The sequence below is a fragment of the Leuconostoc pseudomesenteroides KCTC 3652 genome (genome assembly GCF_014634745.1).
In the GTDB taxonomy this organism is placed as follows: domain Bacteria; phylum Bacillota; class Bacilli; order Lactobacillales; family Lactobacillaceae; genus Leuconostoc; species Leuconostoc pseudomesenteroides.
This window is the reverse complement of the sequence record NZ_BMBP01000002.1, coordinates 28,275-52,767: the sequence shown is the minus strand read 5'-3', so window position 1 is coordinate 52,767 and position 24,493 is coordinate 28,275. Positions and strand designations below refer to the sequence as shown.

At 35.7% G+C, this 24,493-nt stretch carries 21 protein-coding genes; 14 read left to right on the top strand and 7 right to left on the bottom strand.

The window, feature by feature from the left end:
* Positions 1-18 precede the first annotated feature (18 nt).
* The 5 genes from dld (at position 19) to IEU65_RS02560 (ending at position 7,792) form a co-directional block, all read left to right on the top strand.
* Complete coding sequence (gene dld, locus IEU65_RS02580) at positions 19-1,698, top strand: D-lactate dehydrogenase (RefSeq protein ID WP_168441472.1); 1,680 nt, start codon at positions 19-21, stop codon at positions 1,696-1,698.
* 399 nt (positions 1,699-2,097) lie between these two features.
* Positions 2,098-3,918: a pyruvate oxidase gene (spxB, locus tag IEU65_RS02575; RefSeq protein ID WP_188352225.1), complete on the top strand. Its 1,821-nt coding sequence runs from the start codon at positions 2,098-2,100 to the stop codon at positions 3,916-3,918.
* Between the two features lie 151 nt (positions 3,919-4,069).
* Positions 4,070-4,477 carry a GNAT family N-acetyltransferase gene (locus IEU65_RS02570; RefSeq protein ID WP_168441555.1) on the top strand — a complete coding sequence of 136 codons (408 nt, stop codon included), beginning with the start codon at positions 4,070-4,072 and terminating at the stop codon, positions 4,475-4,477.
* Between the two features lie 201 nt (positions 4,478-4,678).
* Entirely contained in the window at positions 4,679-6,781 is a 2,103-nt protein-coding gene (locus IEU65_RS02565; RefSeq protein WP_168441554.1) for an ArnT family glycosyltransferase, read from the top strand.
* 18 nt (positions 6,782-6,799) lie between these two features.
* Positions 6,800-7,792: a glycosyltransferase family 2 protein gene (locus IEU65_RS02560; protein WP_168441553.1), complete on the top strand. Its 993-nt coding sequence runs from the start codon at positions 6,800-6,802 to the stop codon at positions 7,790-7,792.
* A gap of 98 nt (positions 7,793-7,890) precedes the next feature.
* On the opposite strand, the gene IEU65_RS02555 is transcribed toward IEU65_RS02560, so the two are convergent.
* Together IEU65_RS02555 and IEU65_RS02550 are read right to left on the bottom strand one after the other, a co-directional pair.
* Entirely contained in the window at positions 7,891-8,406 is a 516-nt protein-coding gene (locus tag IEU65_RS02555) for a nucleoside 2-deoxyribosyltransferase (RefSeq protein ID WP_010295721.1), read from the bottom strand.
* A 236-nt stretch (positions 8,407-8,642) separates the two neighbouring features.
* Positions 8,643-9,014 carry a hypothetical protein gene (locus tag IEU65_RS02550; RefSeq protein ID WP_010295717.1) on the bottom strand — a complete coding sequence of 124 codons (372 nt, stop codon included), beginning with the start codon at positions 9,012-9,014 and terminating at the stop codon, positions 8,643-8,645.
* A 170-nt stretch (positions 9,015-9,184) separates the two neighbouring features.
* Between IEU65_RS02550 and IEU65_RS02545 the strand changes: the two genes are divergently transcribed.
* From IEU65_RS02545 to IEU65_RS02515, 7 genes are all read left to right on the top strand, one after another.
* The gene (locus tag IEU65_RS02545) at positions 9,185-10,216 is read left to right on the top strand and encodes an acyltransferase (RefSeq protein WP_010295713.1); all 1,032 of its coding nucleotides are present in this window, start codon (positions 9,185-9,187) and stop codon (positions 10,214-10,216) included.
* Between the two features lie 4 nt (positions 10,217-10,220).
* Positions 10,221-11,441 carry a glycosyltransferase family 2 protein gene (locus tag IEU65_RS02540; protein WP_010295711.1) on the top strand — a complete coding sequence of 407 codons (1,221 nt, stop codon included), beginning with the start codon at positions 10,221-10,223 and terminating at the stop codon, positions 11,439-11,441.
* A complete protein-coding gene (locus IEU65_RS02535; protein WP_010295709.1) occupies positions 11,442-11,735 on the top strand; it encodes a hypothetical protein in 294 nt (97 codons plus the stop codon).
* On the top strand, positions 11,719-12,624 hold the full coding sequence (locus IEU65_RS02530; RefSeq protein ID WP_031941371.1) for a polysaccharide deacetylase family protein: 906 nt from the start codon (positions 11,719-11,721) through the stop codon (positions 12,622-12,624). The genes IEU65_RS02535 and IEU65_RS02530 overlap by 17 nt, the downstream gene beginning before the upstream one ends.
* A gap of 399 nt (positions 12,625-13,023) precedes the next feature.
* Positions 13,024-13,101 carry a putative holin-like toxin gene (locus tag IEU65_RS10525; RefSeq protein WP_210727962.1) on the top strand — a complete coding sequence of 26 codons (78 nt, stop codon included), beginning with the start codon at positions 13,024-13,026 and terminating at the stop codon, positions 13,099-13,101.
* Positions 13,102-13,601: 500 nt separating this feature from the next.
* Complete coding sequence (gene fabI, locus IEU65_RS02520) at positions 13,602-14,357, top strand: enoyl-ACP reductase FabI (RefSeq protein ID WP_010295705.1); 756 nt, start codon at positions 13,602-13,604, stop codon at positions 14,355-14,357.
* A gap of 341 nt (positions 14,358-14,698) precedes the next feature.
* A complete protein-coding gene (locus IEU65_RS02515) occupies positions 14,699-15,958 on the top strand; it encodes an IS30 family transposase (RefSeq protein WP_168441551.1) in 1,260 nt (419 codons plus the stop codon).
* A gap of 635 nt (positions 15,959-16,593) precedes the next feature.
* On the opposite strand, the gene IEU65_RS02510 is transcribed toward IEU65_RS02515, so the two are convergent.
* The 3 genes from IEU65_RS02510 to IEU65_RS02500 all read right to left on the bottom strand — a co-directional run bounded on the left by IEU65_RS02510 (position 16,594) and on the right by IEU65_RS02500 (position 19,952).
* Positions 16,594-17,772 carry an IS30 family transposase gene (locus IEU65_RS02510; RefSeq protein ID WP_188352224.1) on the bottom strand — a complete coding sequence of 393 codons (1,179 nt, stop codon included), beginning with the start codon at positions 17,770-17,772 and terminating at the stop codon, positions 16,594-16,596.
* A 191-nt stretch (positions 17,773-17,963) separates the two neighbouring features.
* Complete coding sequence (locus IEU65_RS02505; RefSeq protein ID WP_188352223.1) at positions 17,964-19,496, bottom strand: ClC family H(+)/Cl(-) exchange transporter; 1,533 nt, start codon at positions 19,494-19,496, stop codon at positions 17,964-17,966.
* Positions 19,497-19,544: 48 nt separating this feature from the next.
* Positions 19,545-19,952, bottom strand: coding sequence for a hypothetical protein (locus tag IEU65_RS02500; protein ID WP_188352222.1), 408 nt, complete (start codon positions 19,950-19,952; stop codon positions 19,545-19,547).
* Positions 19,953-20,105: 153 nt separating this feature from the next.
* Here IEU65_RS02500 and IEU65_RS02495 point away from each other — a divergent pair, with 153 nt between their 5' ends.
* Together IEU65_RS02495 and IEU65_RS02490 are read left to right on the top strand one after the other, a co-directional pair.
* Positions 20,106-21,446 carry an FAD-dependent oxidoreductase gene (locus IEU65_RS02495; protein ID WP_188352221.1) on the top strand — a complete coding sequence of 447 codons (1,341 nt, stop codon included), beginning with the start codon at positions 20,106-20,108 and terminating at the stop codon, positions 21,444-21,446.
* Positions 21,447-21,494: 48 nt separating this feature from the next.
* Positions 21,495-22,292 (top strand): LysR family transcriptional regulator, encoded by a 798-nt coding sequence (locus tag IEU65_RS02490; protein WP_059442557.1) that lies wholly within the window; start codon positions 21,495-21,497, stop codon positions 22,290-22,292.
* 190 nt (positions 22,293-22,482) lie between these two features.
* On the opposite strand, the gene IEU65_RS02485 is transcribed toward IEU65_RS02490, so the two are convergent.
* Positions 22,483-22,863: a hypothetical protein gene (locus IEU65_RS02485; RefSeq protein ID WP_188352220.1), complete on the bottom strand. Its 381-nt coding sequence runs from the start codon at positions 22,861-22,863 to the stop codon at positions 22,483-22,485.
* Positions 22,814-24,466, bottom strand: a complete 1,653-nt coding sequence (locus tag IEU65_RS02480) for a replication initiation factor domain-containing protein (RefSeq protein ID WP_188352219.1) — start codon at positions 24,464-24,466, stop codon at positions 22,814-22,816. The genes IEU65_RS02485 and IEU65_RS02480 overlap by 50 nt, the downstream gene beginning before the upstream one ends.
* Positions 24,467-24,493 lie beyond the last annotated feature (27 nt).

Here is a 24,493-nt window from a genome sequence, read left to right as displayed (position 1 = left end):
TAGAGGGGAGAAGTTAATATGGACTTAGTCGAAGAACTAGTCAGTGTTGTTGGTAAAAAAAATGTTATTACTAACAAAGCAAAATCTTTACGTTTTAGGAAAGGGTACCGCTCAGGTAAGGGCGATGCAGTTGCAGTAGTATTTCCAACCACTTTAATGGCAATGTGGCGCGTGCTTAATGTTTTGCATGACAACAATATTATCATTATTATGCAAGCAGCCAACACTAGTTTGACTGAGGGTTCCGTACCAGCCCCGGGTTATGACCGTTCTGCTGTTGTTGTGAACGGCATGAAAATTAAAGATTTACAGTTAATCAATAATGGGGAACAGGTACTTGCATTCCCCGGTACGACACTATTTCACTTAGAAAATGAATTGCGACCACTTAAACGTGAACCACATTCAGTCATTGGCTCATCTAATTTGGGCGCATCGGTCATTGGTGGTATTAACAACAATTCTGGTGGTGCTTTGATCAGAAGAGGTCCAGCTTATACAGAGCTATCATTGTATGTTTGGATTGATGAACATGACGAAATGCACTTAGTTAACCATTTAGGTATTGATTTGGGCAAAACGCCCGAAGAGATTATTACTAATTTGCAGAACCGCAATTTTGATTTGAATCAAGTACCAGCTACTGAACATCATGGTTCAATGTTCCATCATGAACAGGTTGTGCGTGACGTTGAATCTGATAAGCCTATTCGATACAATGCAAATCCTAAAGAACTGTATGAAGTATCTGGATCGTCCGGTCACGTTGCGGCATTGGCTGTCCGCTTAGATACATTCCCAATGGATAAAAAAACACAAATGTTTTACATTGGAACGAATAATCCCGATGAGTTGGAAGATATTCGTCGCCATATTATGACGACATTCAAAGAATTGCCTGTTTCTGGTGAATATATGCATAAAAATGCTTATAAATTGGCCAAGAAATATGGTAAAGACTCGCTAATCGTGATTGAGAAAATTGGAACGGGTCATTTGCCCCAGATGTTTGCGCTAAAAGCTTGGGGCGAACGCTTTTTGAAGCACATTCCGTTTTTCAAGCCTTATTTCCCAGATCGCTTGCTTCAAACATTAAGTAATTTATTTCCTAATCAAATGCCAAAACGAATAGATGATTATTACGAAAAGTACGACCATTACCTACAATTGAAAATGGCTGGTAATGGTATTGAAGAAGCGCGAGAATATCTCAAATCTTATTTTGACAAGGCAAGTGGCGACTACTTTGAAGCCGATGCCAATGAGACCAGTAAAGCGGCAACTCACCGCTACGTAACAGCTGGTGTTGCGATTCGTTATCAAGAATTAAAACAGGATAGTATTGACATTTTGCCACTAGATATCGCGTTGGCAAGTAATGATTATAAGTGGTTCGAGCATTTGCCTAAAGAGATTGAAGACAAAATAGAACACAAAATTTATTATGGTCACTTACTTGATCACGTCATGCACCAAGATTATATTCTAAAACCTGGCGTCGATGCGCATGAACTTAAAAAAGAGATGCTTAAAATTTTGGATGAGCGTCACGCTGTTTATCCAGCCGAACACAATGTTGGTCATCTATATTTGGCAGCGCCGGCCTTAATCAAGCACTATAAGAAAAATGATCCAACTAATAGTTTCAACCCAGGCGTTGGTAAACAAACAATGTCTAAATATTGGGGCGAATACTAAAATAAAAAGTTTGTTAAAAAATAACCGTTATCGTCGTTTGTCGATTCATCGGTTATTTTTTTATTAGTGACTATGCAATGTGAATGTTTTACTTTTAGCTAAAACACATTTTAGAATAATTTAGATATTTTTGGTTTGACAATCTGTTCTGTCGTGCTAGCCTATATGAACATATTTGCTTAGACAAATCATTATTAGTAAAATCTATTTAAAAAGCTAATCTGTTAAACTTTGTGAAGCTATAATCATAAAACAAGCTAAATCATTTGATACCAAAGCAATGAGCACAAGTGAATAAATCATGAAAACGCTTGATATTAATTGTAAATTCGTATATAATTTTATTTATCGAAATGAAAGCGCTTACAACACTTTCATGTTTAGGAGGAAAATAGTAGCATGTCAGATAATAAAATTTCGGCCGGATTAGCAGCCTTAAAAGTTATGTCAGGATGGGGCGTTCACACGATGTACGGTATTCCATCAGGTACTTTGAGCGGGTTGATGAATGCGATGGGCGATCCGGAAAATAAAATCAAATTTCTGCAGGTCAAACATGAAGAAGTTGGCGCTATGGCAGCTGTTATGCAATGGAAGTTCGGTGGTAAATTGGGTGTGGCCGTTGGGTCTGGCGGTCCAGGTGCAACGCATTTAATAAATGGTCTTTATGACGCGGCAATGGATAATATCCCAGTGTTGGCTATTTTAGGTTCCAAACCAGTACGTGAGTTAAATATGGATTCGTTTCAAGAATTAAATCAGAATCCAATGTATGACAATATTGCTGTTTATAATCGTCGTGTCGCAACCGCAGAACAGTTGCCACATCTTGTTGATGATGCTATTCGGACGGCAATTGCCAAACGTGGGGTAGCTGTACTAGAAGTACCGGCTGATTTTGGCTTTACCGAAATTGATGCTGATTCACTTTATTCGACGCCACTTTATTCGTCTGGCTTAACTTATAAAGAATATAAGTCCGCACCAGTTGATGAATCCGATATTACTGCTGCTGTCGACATTCTTAACCAAGCTAAGCGTCCAGTGATTTATGCTGGTATTGGTACGATGGGTCATGGGGCAGCAGTCCAAGCGCTATCTCGTAAGATGAAAGCACCAATTATTACAACAGGTAAAAACTTTGAAACATTTGATTGGGATTTTGAAGGTTTCACTGGCTCCACTTTCCGTGTTGGTTGGAAGCCAGCTAACGAAGCTATTCTTGAAGCTGATACTGTCCTGTTTGTTGGTACAAACTTCCCATTCTCCGAAGTTGAAGGCACTTTCCGGAACGTGAATAAGTTCATACAAATTGACAATAACCCAGCAATGTTGGGTAAGCGTCATCAAAATGACGTCGCTATTCTAGGAGATGCGGGTGAAGCGATTGCCGCCATTTTAGCTAAAGTATCACCCATAAACGATTCACCATGGTGGCAGGCGAACGTGGCTAACGTCAAAAATTGGCGTGACTATATGAATAAACTTGAGCAAAAAACTGAAGGTGATTTACAGGCCTATCAAGTTTATAATGCTATCAATAAATACGCAGCAGATGATGCTATTTTCTCAATTGATGTCGGTAATGTTACGCAAATGTCCGTGCGTCATTTGCATATGACAGACAAAAATATGTGGCGGACATCACCGTTGTTTGCCACAATGGGGATTGGGTTGCCAGGTGGGATTGGTGCCAAAAACACTTATCCGGACCGTCAAGTGTGGAATTTGATGGGAGACGGGGCGTTTTCAATGACCTATCCAGATGTTGTTACCAACGTGCGCTATAAGTTACCAGTCATTAACGTTGTATTTACTAATACAGAATACGGATTTATCAAAAATAAGTATGAAGACACGAATACGTATAACTTTGGCGTTGACTTCACGGATGTTGACTATGCCAAAATTGCCGAAGCACAGGGTGCTGTTGGTTTAACCGTTAGCCGAATTGAAGACATTGATCGGGTAATGAAAGAAGCACTTGATTATTACAATCAAGGCCGCGTCGTTGTGGTCGATGCAAAAATCACCAAAGATCGTCCTATTCCTGTTGAAACCCTAAAGTTAGACACTAATTTGTATAGCGAATCAGTTGTTGAGGCCTACAAGGAAAAATATGAAGCACAGGATTTAGTGCCATTCCGTGAGTACTTAGAAGCACAAGGTATGACGTCGAGATATATTAAAGACAATAACGATAATAAGTATAGTTTTTAATCTTAAAAAGTAATTTCGCCCTCGAAGTTGCTTTTTTATTTTGCCAAAGCATCATACTGTGGTAGTATGAAAAGAACAAGAGGATTAAAATGCTACTTTATCAAAAAAAGCGTCTAATTAAATGATTACTATCTTTAATTAGGAGCAAAAAATGATCAATTATCAAATCAATCAAACAATCGCAGAAAATGATTTAACCAAACTGTACAATAGTGTCGGTTGGTTTGCCTATACTAACACTCGTGTAAATCTTTTGGCTGCTGTTGCAAATTCATTAATGGTTGTCAGTGCGTGGGCATATAATCAATTAGTCGGATTAGTTCGCGTTGTGGGGGATGGAGAGACAATTATTTTTATACAAGATATTCTAGTTGACCCAAAATTTCAAAGTCAACAGGTTGGCACAGAATTAATGAATCGTGTTTTGAACATGTATCCAAATGTTAGGCAAAAAGTGTTATTGACGGAAGAGGCGCCTGATGTCAGGCATTTTTATGAAAAGTTTGGTTTTAGGTCTGCTGATCAAGGGACACTTATTGCTTTTTACAAAAATTTTTAACGTAATGCAATAGAAAAGCAACAATGATTAAAAAATCATTGTTGCTTTTTTAGTTGTAAATATATCGCATGCTGTTTAATGAGTTTTTTGTTCTATGATAATGAGATCAGACTAATGCTTTAATGTTCATTTTATTTATATTTAACTTATATCTACTGAAGCGATATTAGAATAATGATATGTCAAAAGGAGGTACGCATTTTGCGATTAAAAAAAGTAAATAAAACAGATTGGTGTTTAGTTGGTATTTTGATACTAAGTGCCTTTCTGTATGGTTGGGGTATATGGAACGCTGGTAGTGCTAATAGCTACTACACAGCAGCGATTACCTCAATGACAAAAAGTTGGTCGAATTTTTGGTACGGCGCGTTTGATCCAGCAGGATTTATTACTGTTGACAAACCACCAGTCGCATTATGGCTAATGGCTATATCAGCTAAAATATTTGGTATACACGGTTGGTCAGTTGTTTTACCAAGTGTCTTGGCGGGTATAGGATCTGTTTACTTAATGTATCAGTTATTAGCACCAAAATTTGGTTTATGGGCCGGACGAGTCGGGGCGTTAATTCTGACACTGACGCCAACGGTGGTTGCTAATAGCCGTACGAATAATATGGATGCTATACTAGTATTTTTCTTGCTTTTAGCTGTATATATTTTACAAAAAGCAGTTGCTAAGAAAAATATTTGGCTAGTCATTGTCAGTTTTGGCTTGATTGGTGTAGGCTTTAACATTAAAATGTTACAAGCTTTCATGATCTTACCAGCAATGCTTGTTTATTATTGGGTAGCAATCAAACTACCATGGAAAAAGAAAATTGCTTGGTTAGTTGTTGGTATGGCTTCCTTATCGATTTTTACAGTAGCTTACCCATTAGCAGTCGATTCGGTTGACCAATCTAGTCGGCCATATATTGGTAGCTCACAAACAAACTCATTAATGGAACTAGCGTTTGGATATAACGGGACCGAAAGATTATTAGGACAATCAACAGGAACCGGCGGTGCTTTCCCTGGTATGGGAAATACTAAAAAATCAAAAGGCACTCAAAAAAGTAACGGTACTCCGAGTGGTAAAAAGCCAAGTGGTTCAGCGCCAACTGGTAAAATGGCTGGTAAAGCGCCGACAGGAAAACCCAGTGGTGGGAAAGCCCCCACTGGTACGCCACCAAATCAATCCGCAAATAAAAATACCAAACAGACTAAAAGCAAGGCACCTAGTCAAGCAGTTAAAATGACTGGAAAGCCACAAGGTGGACAGAGTGGTGGTAACAGTGCATTTGCTATTGGATCAGCTGGACCATTTAGGCTTTTCCAATCAGATTTGGGTTCACAAATTGGTTGGTATCTGCCACTTGCAATTCTCGGACTTATTGCTGGTTGGTTTGGATTTAGAAAGCGTGGGGCTAAGTGGTACTATGTCTCTGAGGAACAATCTGAGGTTCTGCTCTGGGCAGGTTGGTTCGTTCCAGTCTATGGCTTCTTCTCAGTTGCTAGCTTCTTTCATCCATATTACACAATTATGTTGGCCCCTGCGATTGCTGCATTAACAGCAATTGGCGTGGCAGCAGTTGTGAAAATGTCTGCTCAAAGCAATAAAGAATCAATGATTGTACGAATAGTCGTTGGTGTGGCCGTATTAACAACTCTCCTACTGCAAGCGTACTATGTATGGTCGTATTACCAAATTATCAGCATTGCTATGATTATTGTAGCAATTGGCTTGTCTATTTGGTGGCTATTGCCTAGACACATCAATAGCAAAATAAAAATTATTTTATCGGCAATTAGCATTCTACTAATGGCAAGCTGGTGGTCATTAACACCAACATTGTCGCATAATTCTGCAGCAATACCAGCCGCCAGTCCGTCACTTCTAAGCCAAACTGGTGGCAGTGATATGGGTGGAGAAGTCAATAGTCAATTATTGAGTTATACCAAGAAGCACCAAGGTAATGCCAAATATTTGTTTGCCACAACTGATTCTAACTCGGCATCTGGATATATTATCAAGTCCGGTAAAGCAGTCATGGCATTAGGTGGTTATCACGGAACAGATCCAACTATGTCACTTTCTGAATTCAAAAAGCTAGTCAAGTCGGGACAACTGAAATACTTCGTGATGGGCAACAATAGTAAGACCTCGAGTGGTCAAATTAGTAAAATACTAACTTGGGTTAAAAAGAATGGTACTACGGTCACATATAGTTCTAGCACATCAAATCAAAGTTCCTCAGGACAACAAATGGGTGGTCAATCACAAAGTTCAACATTATATGATTTATCAAATATATATCAATAAGAAAGGAGCACTTTGAATATGTTATCACGATCAAAAACACCTCGTTTGGGACTTGTTTTACCAGCCTATAACGAGCAAGAAGTCTTACAAATCACTTTATCTAAACTAAAACAAATAAAATTAGATTTAGTAAGTGAAGATCTAATCAGTCATGATAGTTTTATTCTTGTTGTAGATGATGGTTCTGAAGATGGCACATGGCAAGTTATTCAGGACCAGAAACTGATAAATTCGGATTTGATTGGTGTCAAACTTTCTAGAAACTTTGGTCATCAGTCGGCTTTATTAGCAGGAATGTTTGAAGGAATCAAATTAGCGGACATTCTCATAACACTCGATGCTGATTTGCAGGACAATCCGAATGTCATTAGAGAAATGATTGTTAAATACAATGAGGGTAGTGAAATTGTATATGGTGTCAGGTCAAGTAGAGCAGATGATACTTGGTTCAAAAGAAATTCAGCATTAGCATTTTATAAAATGTGTACTTTCTTAGGCGTCGACATGATTCCTAACCATGCAGATTTTAGATTAATGAGTCAAACTGCTGTTAAAGCACTTCTAAAATTACCAGAACGAAATGTATTTTTACGTGCGATGGTACCTTTGTTAGGATTTCAAACGGACAAAGTCTTTTATGAACGTGGTAAGCGACAAGCGGGAACATCAAAATATCCATTGAAAAAAATGTTGAGTTTTGCAATTGATGGTATTACAAGTTTTAGTGTTCAGCCGATTCGATTACTATTTGGTCTAGGAATGTTTGTTACCAGTGTTGCTGGTATTGAAATTATGTACACAATATTTGAAAAAATGATTGGTAATACAGAAGCAGGTTGGTCATCTTTGATGATTTCAATTTGGCTGTTAGGTGGTATTAACTTGGTAGCTATATCTGTTATCGGCATTTATATTGGTAAAATCTTTACAGAGGTCAAACATCGACCATTATTTGAAATTGAAACCAAAACTGAATCGTCTATTAACAATTATCAACCTGACAAGTTATAAAAATTATGTGATGGTGTTGAATTAAAAAGACAGAACTATCCAAAAATGGATATTTCTGTCTTTTTTTTAAGTAAATTGCCACAAGGAGAATAAAATTTTTAAATCGTCTTACCAACATAAAAACGCTTGTTGATTTCATAGAAATCAAACGTTTCTAAATTATTATTGGCGAGATGATGGATTGCCCCTTGAGCAGGCATAAGATTGATAGGATATTGAAATGTATCACCAACTGCTAATACAACTACAGGCTTATGGCTTGCATAGGCGTAACCCATTTCCCAAATTGTTCCGGTATCTTGATCACTTGCATCGAGTAAAGCAACTACGACATCAGCATTATCAATTGCGCTAACATCATCATCAAAAGTAGCTGTTGCCCATTCTTGGTCGGGATTGAACTCGCCATTGACAATCGGATTGGAACCTTCGTATTGATGTAACAAGGGGACATGGACATGAGCCACTGTTTGATTGTGCAATAGCGCAGCATAAGCTTCTTTTAAAAGTTTTTCTTGAATCGGATTAAACCAACCAGCTGCTAAATAAATTGTTTTCCCACTGTGGGGCGCGCTATCTTTGCCTATTATTTGTAATTCATCAATGAGTGTCATGGGACTTCGTTTCCTTTTTATTTTTGTCTTTAACAAAAGCATAGCATATTATTTTATTGCTGTGACATTGAAGTTTTAATTAATATTTGAATTGACAGTTTATACAGTGTTCAGTTCATATCAATATGTAAGTTTACCTTTATTAGGGGATGTGAGATAAAAAAGTATGCAAATTTTCAAGTGAAAAATTGTGGGGAGAATTAGTTCTTTAATTGACTAGTGAATTGGTTTTGGAATTATAGATTCTCATATAACAAGTATTTGTCTATTTTAACAAAACTACTGATTAATTCATGTTCCACATCCGTTAGCGCTGTTGCTGGAAAATTTGCCACTAGAGAACAAAGGTATTGATAATTTGAACTATTCTTTTCTGAAAAGTATTTATCACCAAATTTACCTTGTATTGTGTCAAACACCTGTTGTATTTCACTCGTTTTTGTGCAACTGAAAAAATTTTTTAAATAAATAAGTTGGGATTTATTTGAATTATCAATGATTGATTTAGCCGTATTTATGGTTACAAAAAGCCATTGCTTTAACTCAATTATATGATGAGGGTGACGTTTTAATTCAATTGTTAGCTTTTCGAAGTAATCGGGTTCCATAGCTAATATTATAACTCTTTTATACTTTGAGTAATCTCAACTAGCAAACTTATACACCAAAAGATTATTATTTTTTTTATTTTGAATCAATAATATGAGAGTGTTTTTGCTACTTTTTATACCTATAATGGGAAGTATTGTTTTTGTGAGCGTAATTTTAGGAGAATAACTTGAGAAAACGGCTATATCAAATTGACGTGATTAAAGTTTTTGCCATATTTTCAGTGGTTTCTGTACATTTTTTGTTGAATTCTGGATTTTATGATATTAGTGTCACAGGATGGATACCAACAATTGATGTGTTTCTGAGGGCCATATTTATTACAGCGGTCCCGTTGTTCATTATGGCTACGGGTTTCTTGATGGGAGACAAGTTTCTTTCTAGCAGTTACATCGTTAAAATTTGGCGAACACTTTTGCTGTATGTCATTGTGTCAATAATTGATTGGATAGGGCATACCTTAATTCTTGGTAGTAAAATATCGTTCTCAGATGCATTGTATGGTATGTTAGATTTTTCAACTGATAGTTATGCGTGGTATGTAGAAATGTATATTGGCTTATACCTGCTGATACCTCTACTAAATGCCGCTTGGCATTATCAATCTAACGAACAGTATCATCTTTATATTTTGATAATTTCTGTAATCTTGTTTTTCTTACCGTCATTATTTAACGTTTTTGGAAAAATCATGCCTGATTGGTGGACCGCGGCTTATCCGATAGGATATTACTATTTTGGTGTCTACTTTAAAACATATTTTTCTAAAATTCAAAAAATACCGCTCAAACAATTATTATTCTGGTCAATAATGATATTTAGTGTTATATCTCTGATTGCTGTAAATAATAATTACGGCAAAATTTTTCAATGGACATCAGAAAATGATTATATGGGGTATCAGCCTTTTATAGTTGCAATTATACTGTTTCTCTTGTTTCTTCGTTTGCCATTTAAGCGAGAAAAACATCGGAAATATAAAATATTAACAAAAATATCTGGCATGACACTCACGATATACTTGTTTTCAGATCTCACAGACAGCATAATTTACCATGATTTCAAATTGATGGTTCCTAGTACTAATAATCGTTTGGTGTGGGGACCGTTAATTGTGATATGTTCATTTATTTCGGCCACAATATTGTCTTTTATTGTAGAAAAAATTTTGTCAAAGTTGTCCAATACTAGGAAAGCATAACATTATGATAATCGTTTCAAACATTTTACAATTCTATACGACTTACTATCCAATCATAATGACTTTAATTTGGATTTTAGGTTCTTGGATATCTGGTAACCAATTTCACACTTATGATTCAAAATATGATTCGTTGCTTAACGCAAGTGTGACAATTTTATTGCCAACCTTTAATGAAGAGCACACTGTCATTGACACATTAAAATCGCTAGTAGCATTAAATTATACGAATTATAACATTATTGTTGTTGATGATAAGAGTAACGATTTTACCGTCTCGGTTGTTAAGAAGTGGTTATTGCATAATACACCCGAAGTGCCAATTAAATTATTAGAATTACCAAATAACATGGGTAAAGCTCAAGCTTTGAATGAAGCAATGAGCTACGTTGAATCAGAATATGTGCTGGTCACAGATGCTGACGCGCTACTGAATCCGAATGCATTGCATCAAATGTTGAAAAAATTTGATAGTGATAATGTTGGAGCTGTGACAGGAAAGCCGGTAGTCCGTAATCGAACAACGATATTAGGCAGATTACAAACGTTAGAATACGTTGGCATTATAGATCGTATAAAGCGTGCACAAGATAGTTTATTTGGTGGCATAATGACCGTCGCAGGTGTTATCGCACTATATCGTAGTGAAGCATTAAGCGATGTTGGCGGATTCGATAAGACGGCCGTTACAGAAGATATTGATATGACATGGCGCTTACGTCGCAAAAAATGGCTGATACATTACACGCCTTTAGCATTAACGTACATTCTTGTACCCGAGACGTTTAGTGGCTACTTTAAACAACGCATCAGATGGTCGGTAGGTGGTCTAGAAGTTTTTTTTAAAAATGCAAAGTGGGTCTATCACAATGAAGATGTTAAACAAAAATTTTTGCTGTTTGATATGTTATTTAGCCACATTTGGGCTTGGTTAGCTTTGATTACTTTTTTTCAATATATTATCATGACCATAGGTACCCAGACTTTTTCGTTGCCAGGCGTGATTATATTAATTTACATTGCGCTATTTTCTATTATGATTTGTCAAGGCATTATTCAAGACAAAAGACATTCTCAATTGTCTCTGCACGATGTTTTTGAAATCCCATTTTATAGCACTTTTTATTGGACGACGGCGCTGATTACTGCCATTGCGTCTCAAATCATTGTATGTACTTTACACAGACGAAAAGGGTCATGGACAAGTCCAGATCGAGGTAAATAAATGAATAAAAAACTAATTATTCGACATAAACATTTTTCAGGTAACATTTTAGCAGGTATTTTAACACTCTTTGCGTGGATTATTGTCCTTACTATCGTTATTTTGGCGTTTGTCGCGCAACTTCATGTCTACTCAGATAGTTTTGTTGTTTTGAATTTATTACTTGGCATAAATACGAATGGGGTTAATCATGGTATGCAAATTATTATGGTTTGTTTAATAATTACTTCGTTTCCAGCGATAGCAGCGTTTTTAAATCAGTATCAGGTGAAAATCAATGATGAAAAGGTATAGATTAATAATTCTGTTATTTATATTGGTAATGTTATTCATTTCTTTTATGATGATATATTTCGGTGTTCAACAGGGTAATAAACAGCAACAAATTGAACGAAAAGTAGATTACAGTTATAAAAATTTCGCTAAAACTAATAGCAACGTTAAGGATGGTGTTCTAGTGTTGGCCTACCATCGAATTCTTAAGAAAAATGCTGCTGTAGAATTTGCACAAGATGTGTCCAAAAACCCTCAGTTACAGCAATATAATGTTGATCAAACAATATTTATGCATCAAATGAAATGGCTGAAATCACATCATATCAGTGTGTGGTCAATGGATGAGTTCATTAAACACAGTCATGAAAATACAATTTCTGGAAAGCATGTCGTATTGACTTTCGATGATATTGATACTACATTACCCCGAAATGCTGCGCCGACATTGTATGATTTAAGATTACCATTTACAATATTTGTGATTACCGGTAGAGTCGGTAGTAATTTGGACGGGGAACAGTTAGCTACATGGCAAGAAATATCTAAGTTGTCTAATCATCCAGAAGTGACTGTTGGATTGCACACAAATGATTTACATTATCAAGAGGATAATAAACCAATTTTATCGACATCTTCTATATCTAAAAAGTCAATCATTTCTGATTATAAAAAGTCATATAACAAGATCAAAAATCAACTCGGCATCACACCGACAGTTTTTGCCTATCCCTATGGGAGTCAGAATGTTACACTAACTCAATATATGTATAGGCATGGTATGCAGGGAATTTTTTTACTGGAACCCGGCATTGTTAGCAATGATTTACCAAACATTTTACAAGGTGTCCCTCGCTTTGTCGTCACAAATACAAATTTTGATGAGTTGCAGTCGTGGTTGAAAAAATAAGTTTTGGCTTTGTCATGTTGATTGATTATTCAAGGATGTCTAGATTGCCAAAATAGAATTACCTTTATATGCAGTATTGCTTATACTAATCAACGAATTTTTAGTACAAGCACAGCGAACATTATCCTAAATAATGTTAGACAATATTTACTGCTCAGAAATAAGCTTTACAAGAGTGTACAAAGTATTTGCAAGACTTATTTCGTTAGTCGATTTTTAAATTTTACCAGCGATTAGGATTCAGACCAATTGTAATTTTCAGGTATGATATACTTGTTACAGCAAACAAGTTAAGATGGTGGCTATCCCGAATGGAGGTGGTGCTTATGGTGTAACAGCTAGAAGCCCAGATTCTAGGAAAGGAGATGCCTAGTGTCCGTATCGGATGCGCTACAACTAATGATTAGCTTTGGGATGTTTATCCTAACACTAATTACTTTAGTTGTTGTGTTGATCAAAAACAGCACAAAAAAATGACCATTCTTAACTTTGACGAGTGAATGGTCATTAACTTGACTATAACTTAGCCACCGTCGAAACGGGTTTGCTAGGAGTCGTAGTTAGCGCTACGGCTCTTTTCTATATCTTTATTATAGCATAGCTTTTGATTTAGTCACAAACTTAATGTTTTGTTTGTATTAATTGATTCAAAAAAAATTAACGCCAGTGTTGCGAACGTTGGACTTGGCTTTAATCGACTTATAGACTATTTAGTCGTTGTCTCTGAATAAGTAAATACCAATAGTGGTTTAGTCTTAGTGGCATTTTCAAAAGCTAAACAGTACTTAGACATTAAGAAAGCAAACAGCGTACATGACAAATAATACAAATCGTTTCATGATGCTCAGAAGTCAATAAGTTGGACTATTTAGATTAGAATATTTTTTATAACCTATTCTTAAAACTTGACAATTCATTTTAAATGATGGATAGTCTATAATTATACTTGAAAAATCTCGTAAAGGAAGAAAATGGTAATGGGAATTTTAGACAACAAGAAAATAATTGTTATGGGTGTGGCAAATAAAAGTAGTCTTGCATTTGGTTGTATGCAAGCTATTCAAAATCAGGGTGGACAGGTCATTTTAACTTATCAAAATGATCGTATGAAACGTAGTTTAGATCGATTTGTAGATGAGTCTGTATTGAAAGTAGAATGTGATGTTTCTACTCCGGAAAATATACAAATCGCATTTGAAAAAATTTATCAAACGGTAGGGAAAGTAGACGGAATTGTACATGCAATTGCCTACGCTGAAAAAAATGATTTAGCTAATAAATTAACTGATTCAACACTAGAAAGTTTTTCAACTGCTCAAAATATTAGTGTATATTCCTTAATTGCGACCGCAAAGTATGGTTATGATATTATGAACGAAAATGGATCGATTGTAACACTTTCGTACATGGGATCTGAAAGAGCTATTCCAAACTATAACATGATGGGGGTAGCTAAAGCTGGGCTAGAATCAGCTGTTCGCTATTTAGCACGTGATTTGGCTGATAAAAAAATTCGAGTTAATGCCATTTCTGCAGGTGCAATTAAAACCCTAGCTGTTACTGGTGTTAAAGATCACAGTAGTTTAATTCAAATGTCAGATGAACGTTCTGTTGATGGAGTAGGTGTCACGATTGATGAGGTTGGCAACACGGCTAGTTTTTTGTTAAGTCCAATCGCAAGTGGTGTCGTTGGAGATATAATATACGTCGACAAGGGTACTCATCTTATGTAATTGTAATGAGTGGTAATAGGGTTAGTTAAAAAGACGCAAAGCATATTTTTAGTGCAATGCGTCTTTTACTATATAATCATGTTCAATATAAGTTTGTAAAAAACAATATATTACCAGAACTTGAACGTATGCGTTTAGACACACGCGGGTTCACTGAATATTATGAAGAACTAGCAGATGTTAATAATTTGCTTGATGATTTCAATTTTTTATAATTAGTCAGCTATTATGTGAAAAGGTTTACATTTTTAAATGCCCATTTAACAACTCACGCGCATAGATAAAGTATGCTAATATTATCTTATTCACATAACTAATTATAGGAGTAAGAATTAAAATATATGACCAAAAAAAAACCAACAGACCAGATAAAATATCCACGTATTCATGAAAATGATAGACATTTGATTGAACACATGTGGAATGATGAAAAACTAACGCAGTCTGAAATTGCTAGAAAACTTAATCGCTCGCAGTCGGCTATTTCTAGAGAATTAAAACAAGGCAATATCTTTGATTTTAGTAATTTAAGTAAACGTCAATTGTATAATCTTGAAATTCATTCACGTATCAAGTATTCTGCCTTACGTGGTCAATTTATCGCCACTCAAAGAAGTGTGAGACGTGGTAATGGTTCAAAATTATTGACAGATGAATTAAAAGAGCTGATTGAGCATTGGGTCAATGTTGAACATTGGACACCCGAACAAATCGCTGAAGCGCATGTATCAGATATTGAAGTCTCGGCATCAACGATTAGAAATTGGGCGAGACAGGGTAAAATCTATTTGCGCCCTTATTACCGAAAACGAGCCAACAATACAGATGCAGAAAAAGTTAAAATTAAAACGCAGTATCAAAAACAGCGTGAGATTGATAGGTTGCGTTCTCAATTAAAGTCACAGGGTATTCTAGTCCGTCATTCAATCTATGAGCGACCACCAAAGATAAATACTCGCCGACAATTCGGTCATTGGGAAATTGATTTAGTTCTTCCAGCAAAGGGTAAGAATGGCGAAATTAACGATAAAAGCGCTATTTTAACATTGGTAGAACGAAAAACACGATTTTATGTACTGGTTAAGATTGATAGTAAACAGTCATTTGATGTCATTAAAGGCTTTAGATACTTCTATAAAAATTATGGCAAATGGGTACGCACAATCACAGCCGATAATGGTATTGAGTTCATGTCATGGGACTTCTTAGAAGTTGTACAACAAGAATATAAGACAAAAATATACTACGCAACACCCTCTTCACCACAGGAAAGGGGGACAAACGAATATAAGAACCGTGAGCTACGTGTCTTTATCCCGAAGAAAACAACCTTTAGAACCATCAAGCAAAAAGATTTAGAAGTGATCGCTGATAAAATCAACCGTAAGCCGATGCGTATTGCACTGCAAGGCTCAACGCCTTATGAGCGTTTTAATAAAGAATATCGTAGTATGGAACGCTATAAAGAACGATACATCAAGCAGAAAATCAAGAAATATGAGCAGAAGTTAGCCGAAGAAATCAATGCCTTAAAAGATGTTAATTTGACAGATATAGATGATGATAAAGATGTCAAGGTTAATATTGATGATATAAGTTAAGAAACGCTTAAAAGTTAAATAGGCTCACACAAAGACTAGTGATTAGTCTTTTTTTTGTGTCATAATAACGACATACAAATCGGAATGACTATGTGAAATAGCGCTAAAAGCCACTGTTTATGGCATGTTCTAGCATTGGAAAATTTCATGTAAGAAGTGTATACTTTCTGAATAGCTATACGCTAAATTCATTTCATTTACATAACAAATTACAGAATGTGACAGACATTTTAACAAACCTTTACAGATAGAGAAATTCTATTGACATCTGCCCTTGATATCCAACTTTCGATAATATATATTATGTTAACTAACGAATGTCTGGCGGATGTCAACCCAAACACCACATGTTTAATGTTCTGGTAATCTACCAGTAACTTCTGTGTAAAATAAACGACGATTATTTTTTAAGTAAGGCACAACTTCATCAAGAATAACATGATTGTGTTTAAAAGTAAACGGACCGTCCACGCTTTTAGAACGTCTATACAAAGGCTTTTAGCAATCTAATTACTCACTATTATATCAAATGTTTCAGCCAATAAAACCGTTTCAAATATTTATATTTTAAGCACAATAAAAAAAGACACATCTAGTGTCTAAAGTTCATTATTTTTATTACCAGCTTTTACGGCTTATTTTTCATCATTTTGGCGTTCTTCAAGCATTCGCTGTTTACGTTTTTCATAAGCTCTACGATAACGTTGCATCGCTTTATATTCTTGTGCAAAGACTACCATTGGTCTTTTTCCATTCAGAGCTTGTCTAAGTGGCATCGCATTCATTTTTGAAGCCACTTCATCTAATTGTCGTTGCTTCACGTCTTTAAAAGAAGTGCCTTTAGGATACCAATCACGTAACTTACGATTTCGATTTTCATTGGATCCACGTTGCTGTGGTGATGACGGTGTCGCATAATATAACTTGATTTTTAGTTGTTTCTGGACGTACTCTAAAAAGTCCCATGAAATAAATTCAGAACCATTATCGGCTGTGATAGTCCGTACGGCTTTGCCATATCGTTCATAAAACAACTTAAAGGCATTTATCATATCATTGGACTTCTTACTACGGACTAATATTAAGGCAGTAAACCGAGTTTTGCGTTCAGTCAGTGTCATAATTGCTGTGGTATCTTGATAACGCTGATTATTCATTTTAGCTGGCAACACTAAATCAATTTCCCAATGACCAAACTGTTTACGACTTTCCACAACTTGTGAACGATCAAATATTGAATGGCGGACTAATTCTCCGTCATTTTTTAGTTGCTCACGCAAACGTGCAATTTCACGTTCCTTATCACGTTTAGTTTGCGCAACAGCTCTTTCTTTGGGTGTCCCATTTTGACGATGATATTTCTGTTTACGAATATTGATAAGGCCTTGCCGAGACCATAACCTAATAACAGATGCGGACACATCAACATCTTGCACATTACCAGCAATTTGCTCTGGCGTCCAATGCTCAACATTGACCCAGGTTTCAATGATTTCTTTTAATTCTGGTGTCAGTTTGAGACCAGTACCCATTTTACTGCGCTTTTTCAAAGCAATATATTGTCCACGCTGTGCCGAATACTTGATACGTGCGTGTATGTCCATATTCAACAGTGTTCGTCTATCTAAATGTGAGAAATCAAGCGTATTGCCACGGTGCAATTCACGTAATATTGATGACGGTGTATAGCCTAAACGTCTTGCGATATCTGCTTGTGTCATTTTCTCAATATTCCATAAATATTCTATCATGTGACGTTGGTTCTCATTCAACCGTGGTTGTCGTTTGCGTTTTTGTGTTGTTTCATCACTCATAAAACATATTTGCTCCTTAATTATGATTATTTTAGTCTAGGTATTTACCCCTTATAACAAGTTTAACATTTCACAATGTTGCTTATTATTTTATTTTTTAAAACACAATATATTAAAGTATTAAGCATAATGAAGATTTTGTTTTTGAAGTTAAATAAAAACGACTCTGGAAAATTTTTCAGAGTCGTTTTTCAATTCTTGACGTTTATTTGATTTCTTATCAGTCGTGTGTCATTTTGACTCGCTCTAATATAAATAATATCACCAGCTCGTAATACTAAATCGCCCTTTGGAATCAGTACATGTTCAGATCTCTTGACCAGTGTAATCAAACTATTGGAACCCAGTTGCAAATCTCTTATTTGTTGATCTTCTAAGATACCACCAGCAAGAACTGTCACTTCCGTGGTTGTCATGGAAGACATCGTTAGATGCACTGGTTTTCTTTTTAACAAACGTTCTAGTAAAGATTCATATATTGGTGCACCATTTAAAAGATCAACTACTAAGTAGGCTACTAAACTTACAAGTGCTAAAGGTAAAATGTGGGTCACACTCCCCACCATCTCAAAAATAAGAATAATTGCAGTAAATGGTGCTTTACCAATGCATGCGAAATAACCGGCCATACCGATCACAATAAAGTTTAAAGCATAATTTGCACTCATGAGATGTACATAGACAAATATATGAGCCATTAATGCGCCACTTAGTGCACCTAAAGTCAAAATAGGTAAAAAGATGCCTCCTGGCAGACCGGAACCATAACTAATCATTGAGAAAACAAATCGAACTAACAAAATTACGATGATCATTTTCATTGTCATAGGTGTTTCTTTCAGCGACAAAATTAAATTATTGCCCCCACCTAAAAGATTTGGCCATAAGATTCCAATTGGTATCACCAAAGTAAACGGCACCATACCGTATAAATATTTAGGGACCTTAATTTTACTGTAACAATTTAAACTGAATAGTAAAATTTTTTGATATAAAAAGCCAAATAAACCTAATATAATACCAAATACCAACAATAAGCCATATAACTGTACCGGGAAAACACTTAAGTGGCCAACAGATAAAACTGGTGTTTGGCCAAACAAAACCGTAGAGACAAAATCCGAAACGCTTGCGCCTGTCAATGCACCAACCCAGACAAAGGGAGAAATACTGTGATAGACTTCTTCCAATACAAACATAACGCCGGCTAAAGGTGCATTGAATGCAGCTGATAAACCAGCAGCGGCACCACTGGCTATAAGCCCTTTCGATTGATTATGACTAAGATGTTTATATGATGCTACACCCTGACCAATTGATGCACCCAGTTGAATTGAGGGACCTTCCCGCCCCAGCATCAAACCACTACCAATAGCCAAAATTCCTGATATAAATTTTCGCCACAATGTCGACCACCAGTTTATTTTTAGTTCACCTAATAATAGACCTTCAACCTGTGGAATGCCGGAACCGGATATATTAGGTTCTTTGTTTAACATCCATGCAACAATTAAAAAGCCTATAAAATTGGCTATCATCAAAAAAAATATTACCGTTATATTGCCATGTGAGATATCTACATACAACGCTTGCACGAATTGAAGCAATTTTTCAATTGTCCATCGAAAAACGCTAACAACTATTCCTGTTAAAAAACCTATAAGTGCGCCATATAATACTACTGACAACTTTGATGTATTGAGTCTAATTCTTTTTTTAAACATAAAATCAGTGTACAACAAAAACGAGTTTGATTCCAAGCATAAAAACTATTAATGTTTTTCGGCAAGTTGCCTTTTTGCTTGATGCAACTGTTCTTCAATCTTATTCAACCCACTTTCAGTGTTGCGATCAGTTCCCTTAATCAGCAAGTCTAAATCACGATACGCAAAGGTTAACTCAATTGATTTTGAAACCAAATCTTGTACCCTAGATGCTAATTCTTTGTTAAAAAAAAGCACATCTCCGTATGTTTGAGATTGTGCTTGTCTAATTTTAGCTTGTAATTGCATTGATACGCTTAAGGTTGTTTGAAAGTTAGGCGCACCAGCTTTGAATTGAAAGCCTAGTCTATCACTTTCTAGTGTTTGGTCTAGTTGACTATATAAGTCTCTAAACCGTTCTAACTGCTTAATATACAGTTCTAATTGTTCTGAATTTAACCATATTTTTTTTGACATATTTTTTGTCCCTTCTTTTTTTCAATCAATTACTAATAAAATTTTCTCTTCGTTAGTACTTTTAATTAATAGACCTGATAATAAAACTATATTTGATTATTAAAACAAATTTTATAGTATGTTAGACTAATAGTAATCAAAGGAGATTATACAATGTCTATTAAGACTAACATACTGATTATTGGTGGTAGTGATGCAGGAATTTCTGCAGCACTTCGCGCAAAAGAGTTGTCTCATACTGCAGATGTGACATTATTATTAGATGATAACTATCCAAACTTATCTATTTGTGGTTTTCCATATGCATTAAGTGGTGAAGTCACTAGTTGGGAAAAATTACGTCACCGTACATTGTCTGAACTTGAAACAAGCGGGATAAAAATTCATTTATCCACCAGAGCAGAAACAATACGCCCCAAAGAACAACTAGTCATGACCAACAAAGGCGTATTTCAATATGACAAGTTAATTGTTGGTACTGGAGCATTACCATCTGTTAGTCATATTACGGGTAACGAACATGCGCTTGTTTTGCATAATATGTCGGATTTTTTTCACATTGAGAAAAAAATTTTAGATACAAAACCAAGAAAAGTTGCCATTATTGGGGCAGGTTATATTGGAATTGAAGTATCTGAAGCACTGGCAAAACGTGGATTTTTTGTGACAATATTCCAACGAGGAGAAGAAATACTACCAACAATGGAGCCGGAAATGAGTCGTATCTTGCATAGAACGTTAGAAGAAAATGGCATTCAGGTCATGACAAGTTCCGAAGTTACTCAAATTCAAGCAGATAAAACGGTCATCACTAAGCATAAAGAAATATTTGAATTTGACATGGTATTACTCGTCACAGGAGTACATCCAAATAGTGGATTATTAAAAAAAGCTGGTGCGAAAATTGCAGACAATGATGCTGTCATTGTAAATGAATATATGCAAACAAACTTGACCAATATTTACGCTTCAGGAGACCTAGTGATGACAAAACATCGACTACTTGGTACGACATATTTGCCGTTGGGTACAACTTCTCACAAACAAGGACGTGTAGCTGGAGCTCACGCAGTCGGAATATCGGCCCCTTTTAAGGGTGTAGTTGGTAGTCAAGTAATTAAAGCATTTGACCAAGTTGCAGTTCGTACCGGACTATTGCCAACAGAAGCTTTAAAAGCAGGTTATGTCCCCTTCAGTACAACAAGTTTTGTTGACGATCACAAGTCGTATATTCCTGGAGCAACGAAAATAGCAATTCGAATAACTGGAGATTTCAATACTGGCAAACTATTAGGAGCACAATTAATTGGTTCTTTTGGAGCTGAAATTGCAAAGCGTTCAGATATTTTTTCAACAGCTATTTTCAATCAAATGACAGTTAGTGAAATAAGCGACCTAGATTTATCATATTCTCCACCAATTTCAGCACCATGGGATGCTGTACAACAAGCAACCCAAGCGTGGGAAAAAGCTTGGCACGCCCAAATAAATTAGTTTTAAACCAGCCCTTTTATTATATTTTCCATTTAGGAGTCTATTATTATGCTGCAATACATTCGAACTTTTATCGCAGTGTACCAAACACTTAGTTTTACTGATGCAGCAGAAAAGCTATTTATTAGCCAGCCCAGTGTATCTACTCACATCAAAAATCTAGAGCAAGAATTAAAAACTGAGCTTTTTATACGCGGTAAAAAGGCTATTGTTCAGGCGACAGAGGAAGCTGATTTGTTCTATCCTCGAGCTCAAAAAATTTTACTTGAGTGGCAACAAACCCAAGATTTTTTTAGAAACAGTGCTGAACATAATAGTCTGATAGTTGGTGCATCTCATTTTTCAGCATTAACAATACTTCCAAAAATCATTCCTGAGTTTTCAAATCTTTCAGTACGAATGACGTTTGAAATGAGAAATTCTAGTGATTTAATTTCGAAGGTCTCACAAGGTTTGTTTGACTTTGCATTCGTAGAACAACCTGTACTTGATTCGAGTTTGTCAGTTGTTCCAATTGCTATGGATAAATTGGTCTTAGCTGGCAATGGCGATTACTGGTTGCTCCGAGAACCAGGTGCCAGTACATATGAACATTTAAAAAGATACTTCACACAAAATGAATTACCACAAAAATCAATAACAATTACTAATACAGATATGATAATTGCACTCCTCAAACAAGGATTTGGGAAGACAATTATCTCCAAAAAATTAATTGACGGAACAATACCGTACACTAATCTTGACTCGACTTTTCAACGTCCAGTGAATTTAATTTATCGCGAACCAAAAAGTGAATTTCAACAAATAATTTTGAATATAATTCAGTCACTTAAATTTTCATAAGTAAAGTCATATTTCTCACATATAACCCTCTTTTACAATTATAATTCTTAATGGTTCACTATAAATTTGTTGGGTACTCATACCTCTATAAGTACGTCTAGGTGCTGGGTACTCTTTTTGTAACTTGCGCATCACATCTGCTAGCGTATTGCCTACCATGTACTCATTCTGTGAATTCCAGCCTACTGCTTTATACATTGTCATGCCCCTTTCTAAAATATTTAAATAGATACCAAACATTACTAATGAATACTGGTATTAACGGTAGTATCAATAATGACAGCATCAATATATTCATCATATTAAGCCACGATGCCATATAGTTTGCTGGAAGATGCGCAAACGTATTTGGTGCTTCACGAACTAATGAACGATTGAATGATTTATCCATAGATTGTGATAGCATCAGAACTATGAACGTAAAGCATTCTAGACCTAACCAACCTAAATATGGCTTAAACACCCATTTAACTAAACCGTCAAACCAGTTAAACCACTGACTTATTTTTGCCAAACTTTTCTCAAAATGGTAGGTTGGCTTTTTTCTCAAATTCTGCTGTTTCTTCATCATACTTTTCCTTTTCCTTATCGAAATTGATATTACCTTGATGCAAAACACTTTTTGCATTTGTAATTGCGTTGACCAAATTAGCTTCTACCAATTTTTGATGTTCTGCCGACAACTCAACACTATTGATCGCTTCAATAATTTCATGCCAGTGTCCTGTTTTCTTTAACACTGCCAGACTAGGCACAACCGACTGTAAAACCCATTTTTCAATACGTTCCACACTTTGTTTTTTAGGTTGTCTAACAAATTTCATTCGATTTCCTAAAGCTGTCAGCAAAGACCAAGCAGGCATCGGCTCAACTGTTTGCTCAATCACTTCACGCACTTTATCTGATTTTAGCTTTTGTGCATCTATCGGCTCATTAGTAAACCACAAATAGGTATACAAAATATCAAAGGTTATATCCACCAATTTCTTATCATGATTAAGCCACTCATCAAGTACATACTCTGCTTTATCCTGATGTAATTCTAATTCCACACGAGTTTTTACATCAGTGTCATAGCCTTTATTTGCTTGTTCTTTGTGTTTGTCATAAGCACGAATAACAAAAGGTGACTTACCAAAATCAACCGTCCAGCCGTCATCAACGTTGCCATGAACCGCATAAGATTTTGATTTACTCCAAAAACGTTTTTCTTGAACAGCCTTAACAAGGTCATTCATGTTTAGCAGACCCCATTTATCGTTTATCGCAATATCTAATCGAGTGAGATGTCCCCGATATAATCTTGCCTTTTCAAAGAAATCACGCCAATTCATGTTTTGCTCTAGCAAAGCTTTTTCAAATAATCGTGTGCCTTTACCAGTTAAATAAAGCGTTGTCCCAAATTTTTGATCCATAGCTTGTGTTTCTGGGTTTTTCACTGGTGCAAAGTCTTGTATGTAAATATTTTTTTCGCCAGCAAATGCCATTTCACGAGTATAAAAGTTTTGAGATGTAGGACGTTCTAAAAACAGATTTTCCTGCAATCGCAACACATCATCAATCACTTGCTTTGAAGTTAAATCTGGGAACGTTAGAGAAACCCAGTCAAATTGAACCTCAATACTTTCAGCTAATTCTGGATAGACCAACAGCAATTTATCAACAAACTTATCTGATATTTTTTGAGTTCCGTTCTCTATACCCCAAACTGTTCTCTCACTCACACCAATTTTTTTGGCTAGCTCTGATTGTGTTACTTCAAGTAGTTGTCGCATCAATATCAAATTATTGTTTGATAGTTCTGGTACGTTTAATTCTTGTGTCATATCTTTTTGTCCTTTCAATAGTTGGTATTGACCAACGTTTTTTAACTCAATTAAGTTTTCTAGTTCAGTAGAAACAGTGTTTTGTATTTTTTCATCAGACTGCCTAATTTTTGCTTTGAAACCCGATAACTCACTACCAGTAATTTCATCAATCGCAATTTTACTACCGATATTAGGTAATTGACCCAATTCAATAGCTGATACGGTTACGTTATAAGTCTCAATAATTTCATCATTCAACTTCATACCAACCATGATAAGTATTCCCAACGATAACCGTAAGCTATGTTGTGTTGTCCCTAGAAATATAGGTGTATATGCTTTTGGTTCATTGTTAATCGTTATCATGTCGGCTTTCCTTTCTCAAAATTGCGG

Bases quoted from the DNA above. Each gene is read 5' to 3' on its own strand.
- fabI (WP_010295705.1), top strand. From the start codon at position 13,602: ATGGGAATTTTAGACAACAAGAAAATAATTGTTATGGGTGTGGCAAAT.
- spxB (WP_188352225.1), top strand. From the start codon at position 2,098: ATGTCAGATAATAAAATTTCGGCCGGATTAGCAGCCTTAAAAGTTATG.
- IEU65_RS02485 (WP_188352220.1), bottom strand. From the start codon at position 22,863: ATGATGAAGAAACAGCAGAATTTGAGAAAAAAGCCAACCTACCATTTT.
- IEU65_RS02570 (WP_168441555.1), top strand. From the start codon at position 4,070: ATGATCAATTATCAAATCAATCAAACAATCGCAGAAAATGATTTAACC.
- IEU65_RS02550 (WP_010295717.1), bottom strand. From the start codon at position 9,014: ATGGAACCCGATTACTTCGAAAAGCTAACAATTGAATTAAAACGTCAC.
- IEU65_RS02555 (WP_010295721.1), bottom strand. From the start codon at position 8,406: ATGACACTCATTGATGAATTACAAATAATAGGCAAAGATAGCGCGCCC.
- IEU65_RS02480 (WP_188352219.1), bottom strand. From the start codon at position 24,466: ATGATAACGATTAACAATGAACCAAAAGCATATACACCTATATTTCTA.
- IEU65_RS02500 (WP_188352222.1), bottom strand. From the start codon at position 19,952: ATGTCAAAAAAAATATGGTTAAATTCAGAACAATTAGAACTGTATATT.
- IEU65_RS02510 (WP_188352224.1), bottom strand. From the start codon at position 17,772: ATGAGTGATGAAACAACACAAAAACGCAAACGACAACCACGGTTGAAT.
- IEU65_RS02495 (WP_188352221.1), top strand. From the start codon at position 20,106: ATGTCTATTAAGACTAACATACTGATTATTGGTGGTAGTGATGCAGGA.
- IEU65_RS02515 (WP_168441551.1), top strand. From the start codon at position 14,699: ATGACCAAAAAAAAACCAACAGACCAGATAAAATATCCACGTATTCAT.
- dld (WP_168441472.1), top strand. From the start codon at position 19: ATGGACTTAGTCGAAGAACTAGTCAGTGTTGTTGGTAAAAAAAATGTT.
- IEU65_RS02490 (WP_059442557.1), top strand. From the start codon at position 21,495: ATGCTGCAATACATTCGAACTTTTATCGCAGTGTACCAAACACTTAGT.
- IEU65_RS02535 (WP_010295709.1), top strand. From the start codon at position 11,442: ATGAATAAAAAACTAATTATTCGACATAAACATTTTTCAGGTAACATT.
- IEU65_RS10525 (WP_210727962.1), top strand. From the start codon at position 13,024: ATGATTAGCTTTGGGATGTTTATCCTAACACTAATTACTTTAGTTGTT.
- IEU65_RS02560 (WP_168441553.1), top strand. From the start codon at position 6,800: ATGTTATCACGATCAAAAACACCTCGTTTGGGACTTGTTTTACCAGCC.
- IEU65_RS02540 (WP_010295711.1), top strand. From the start codon at position 10,221: ATGATAATCGTTTCAAACATTTTACAATTCTATACGACTTACTATCCA.
- IEU65_RS02530 (WP_031941371.1), top strand. From the start codon at position 11,719: ATGATGAAAAGGTATAGATTAATAATTCTGTTATTTATATTGGTAATG.
- IEU65_RS02505 (WP_188352223.1), bottom strand. From the start codon at position 19,496: ATGTTTAAAAAAAGAATTAGACTCAATACATCAAAGTTGTCAGTAGTA.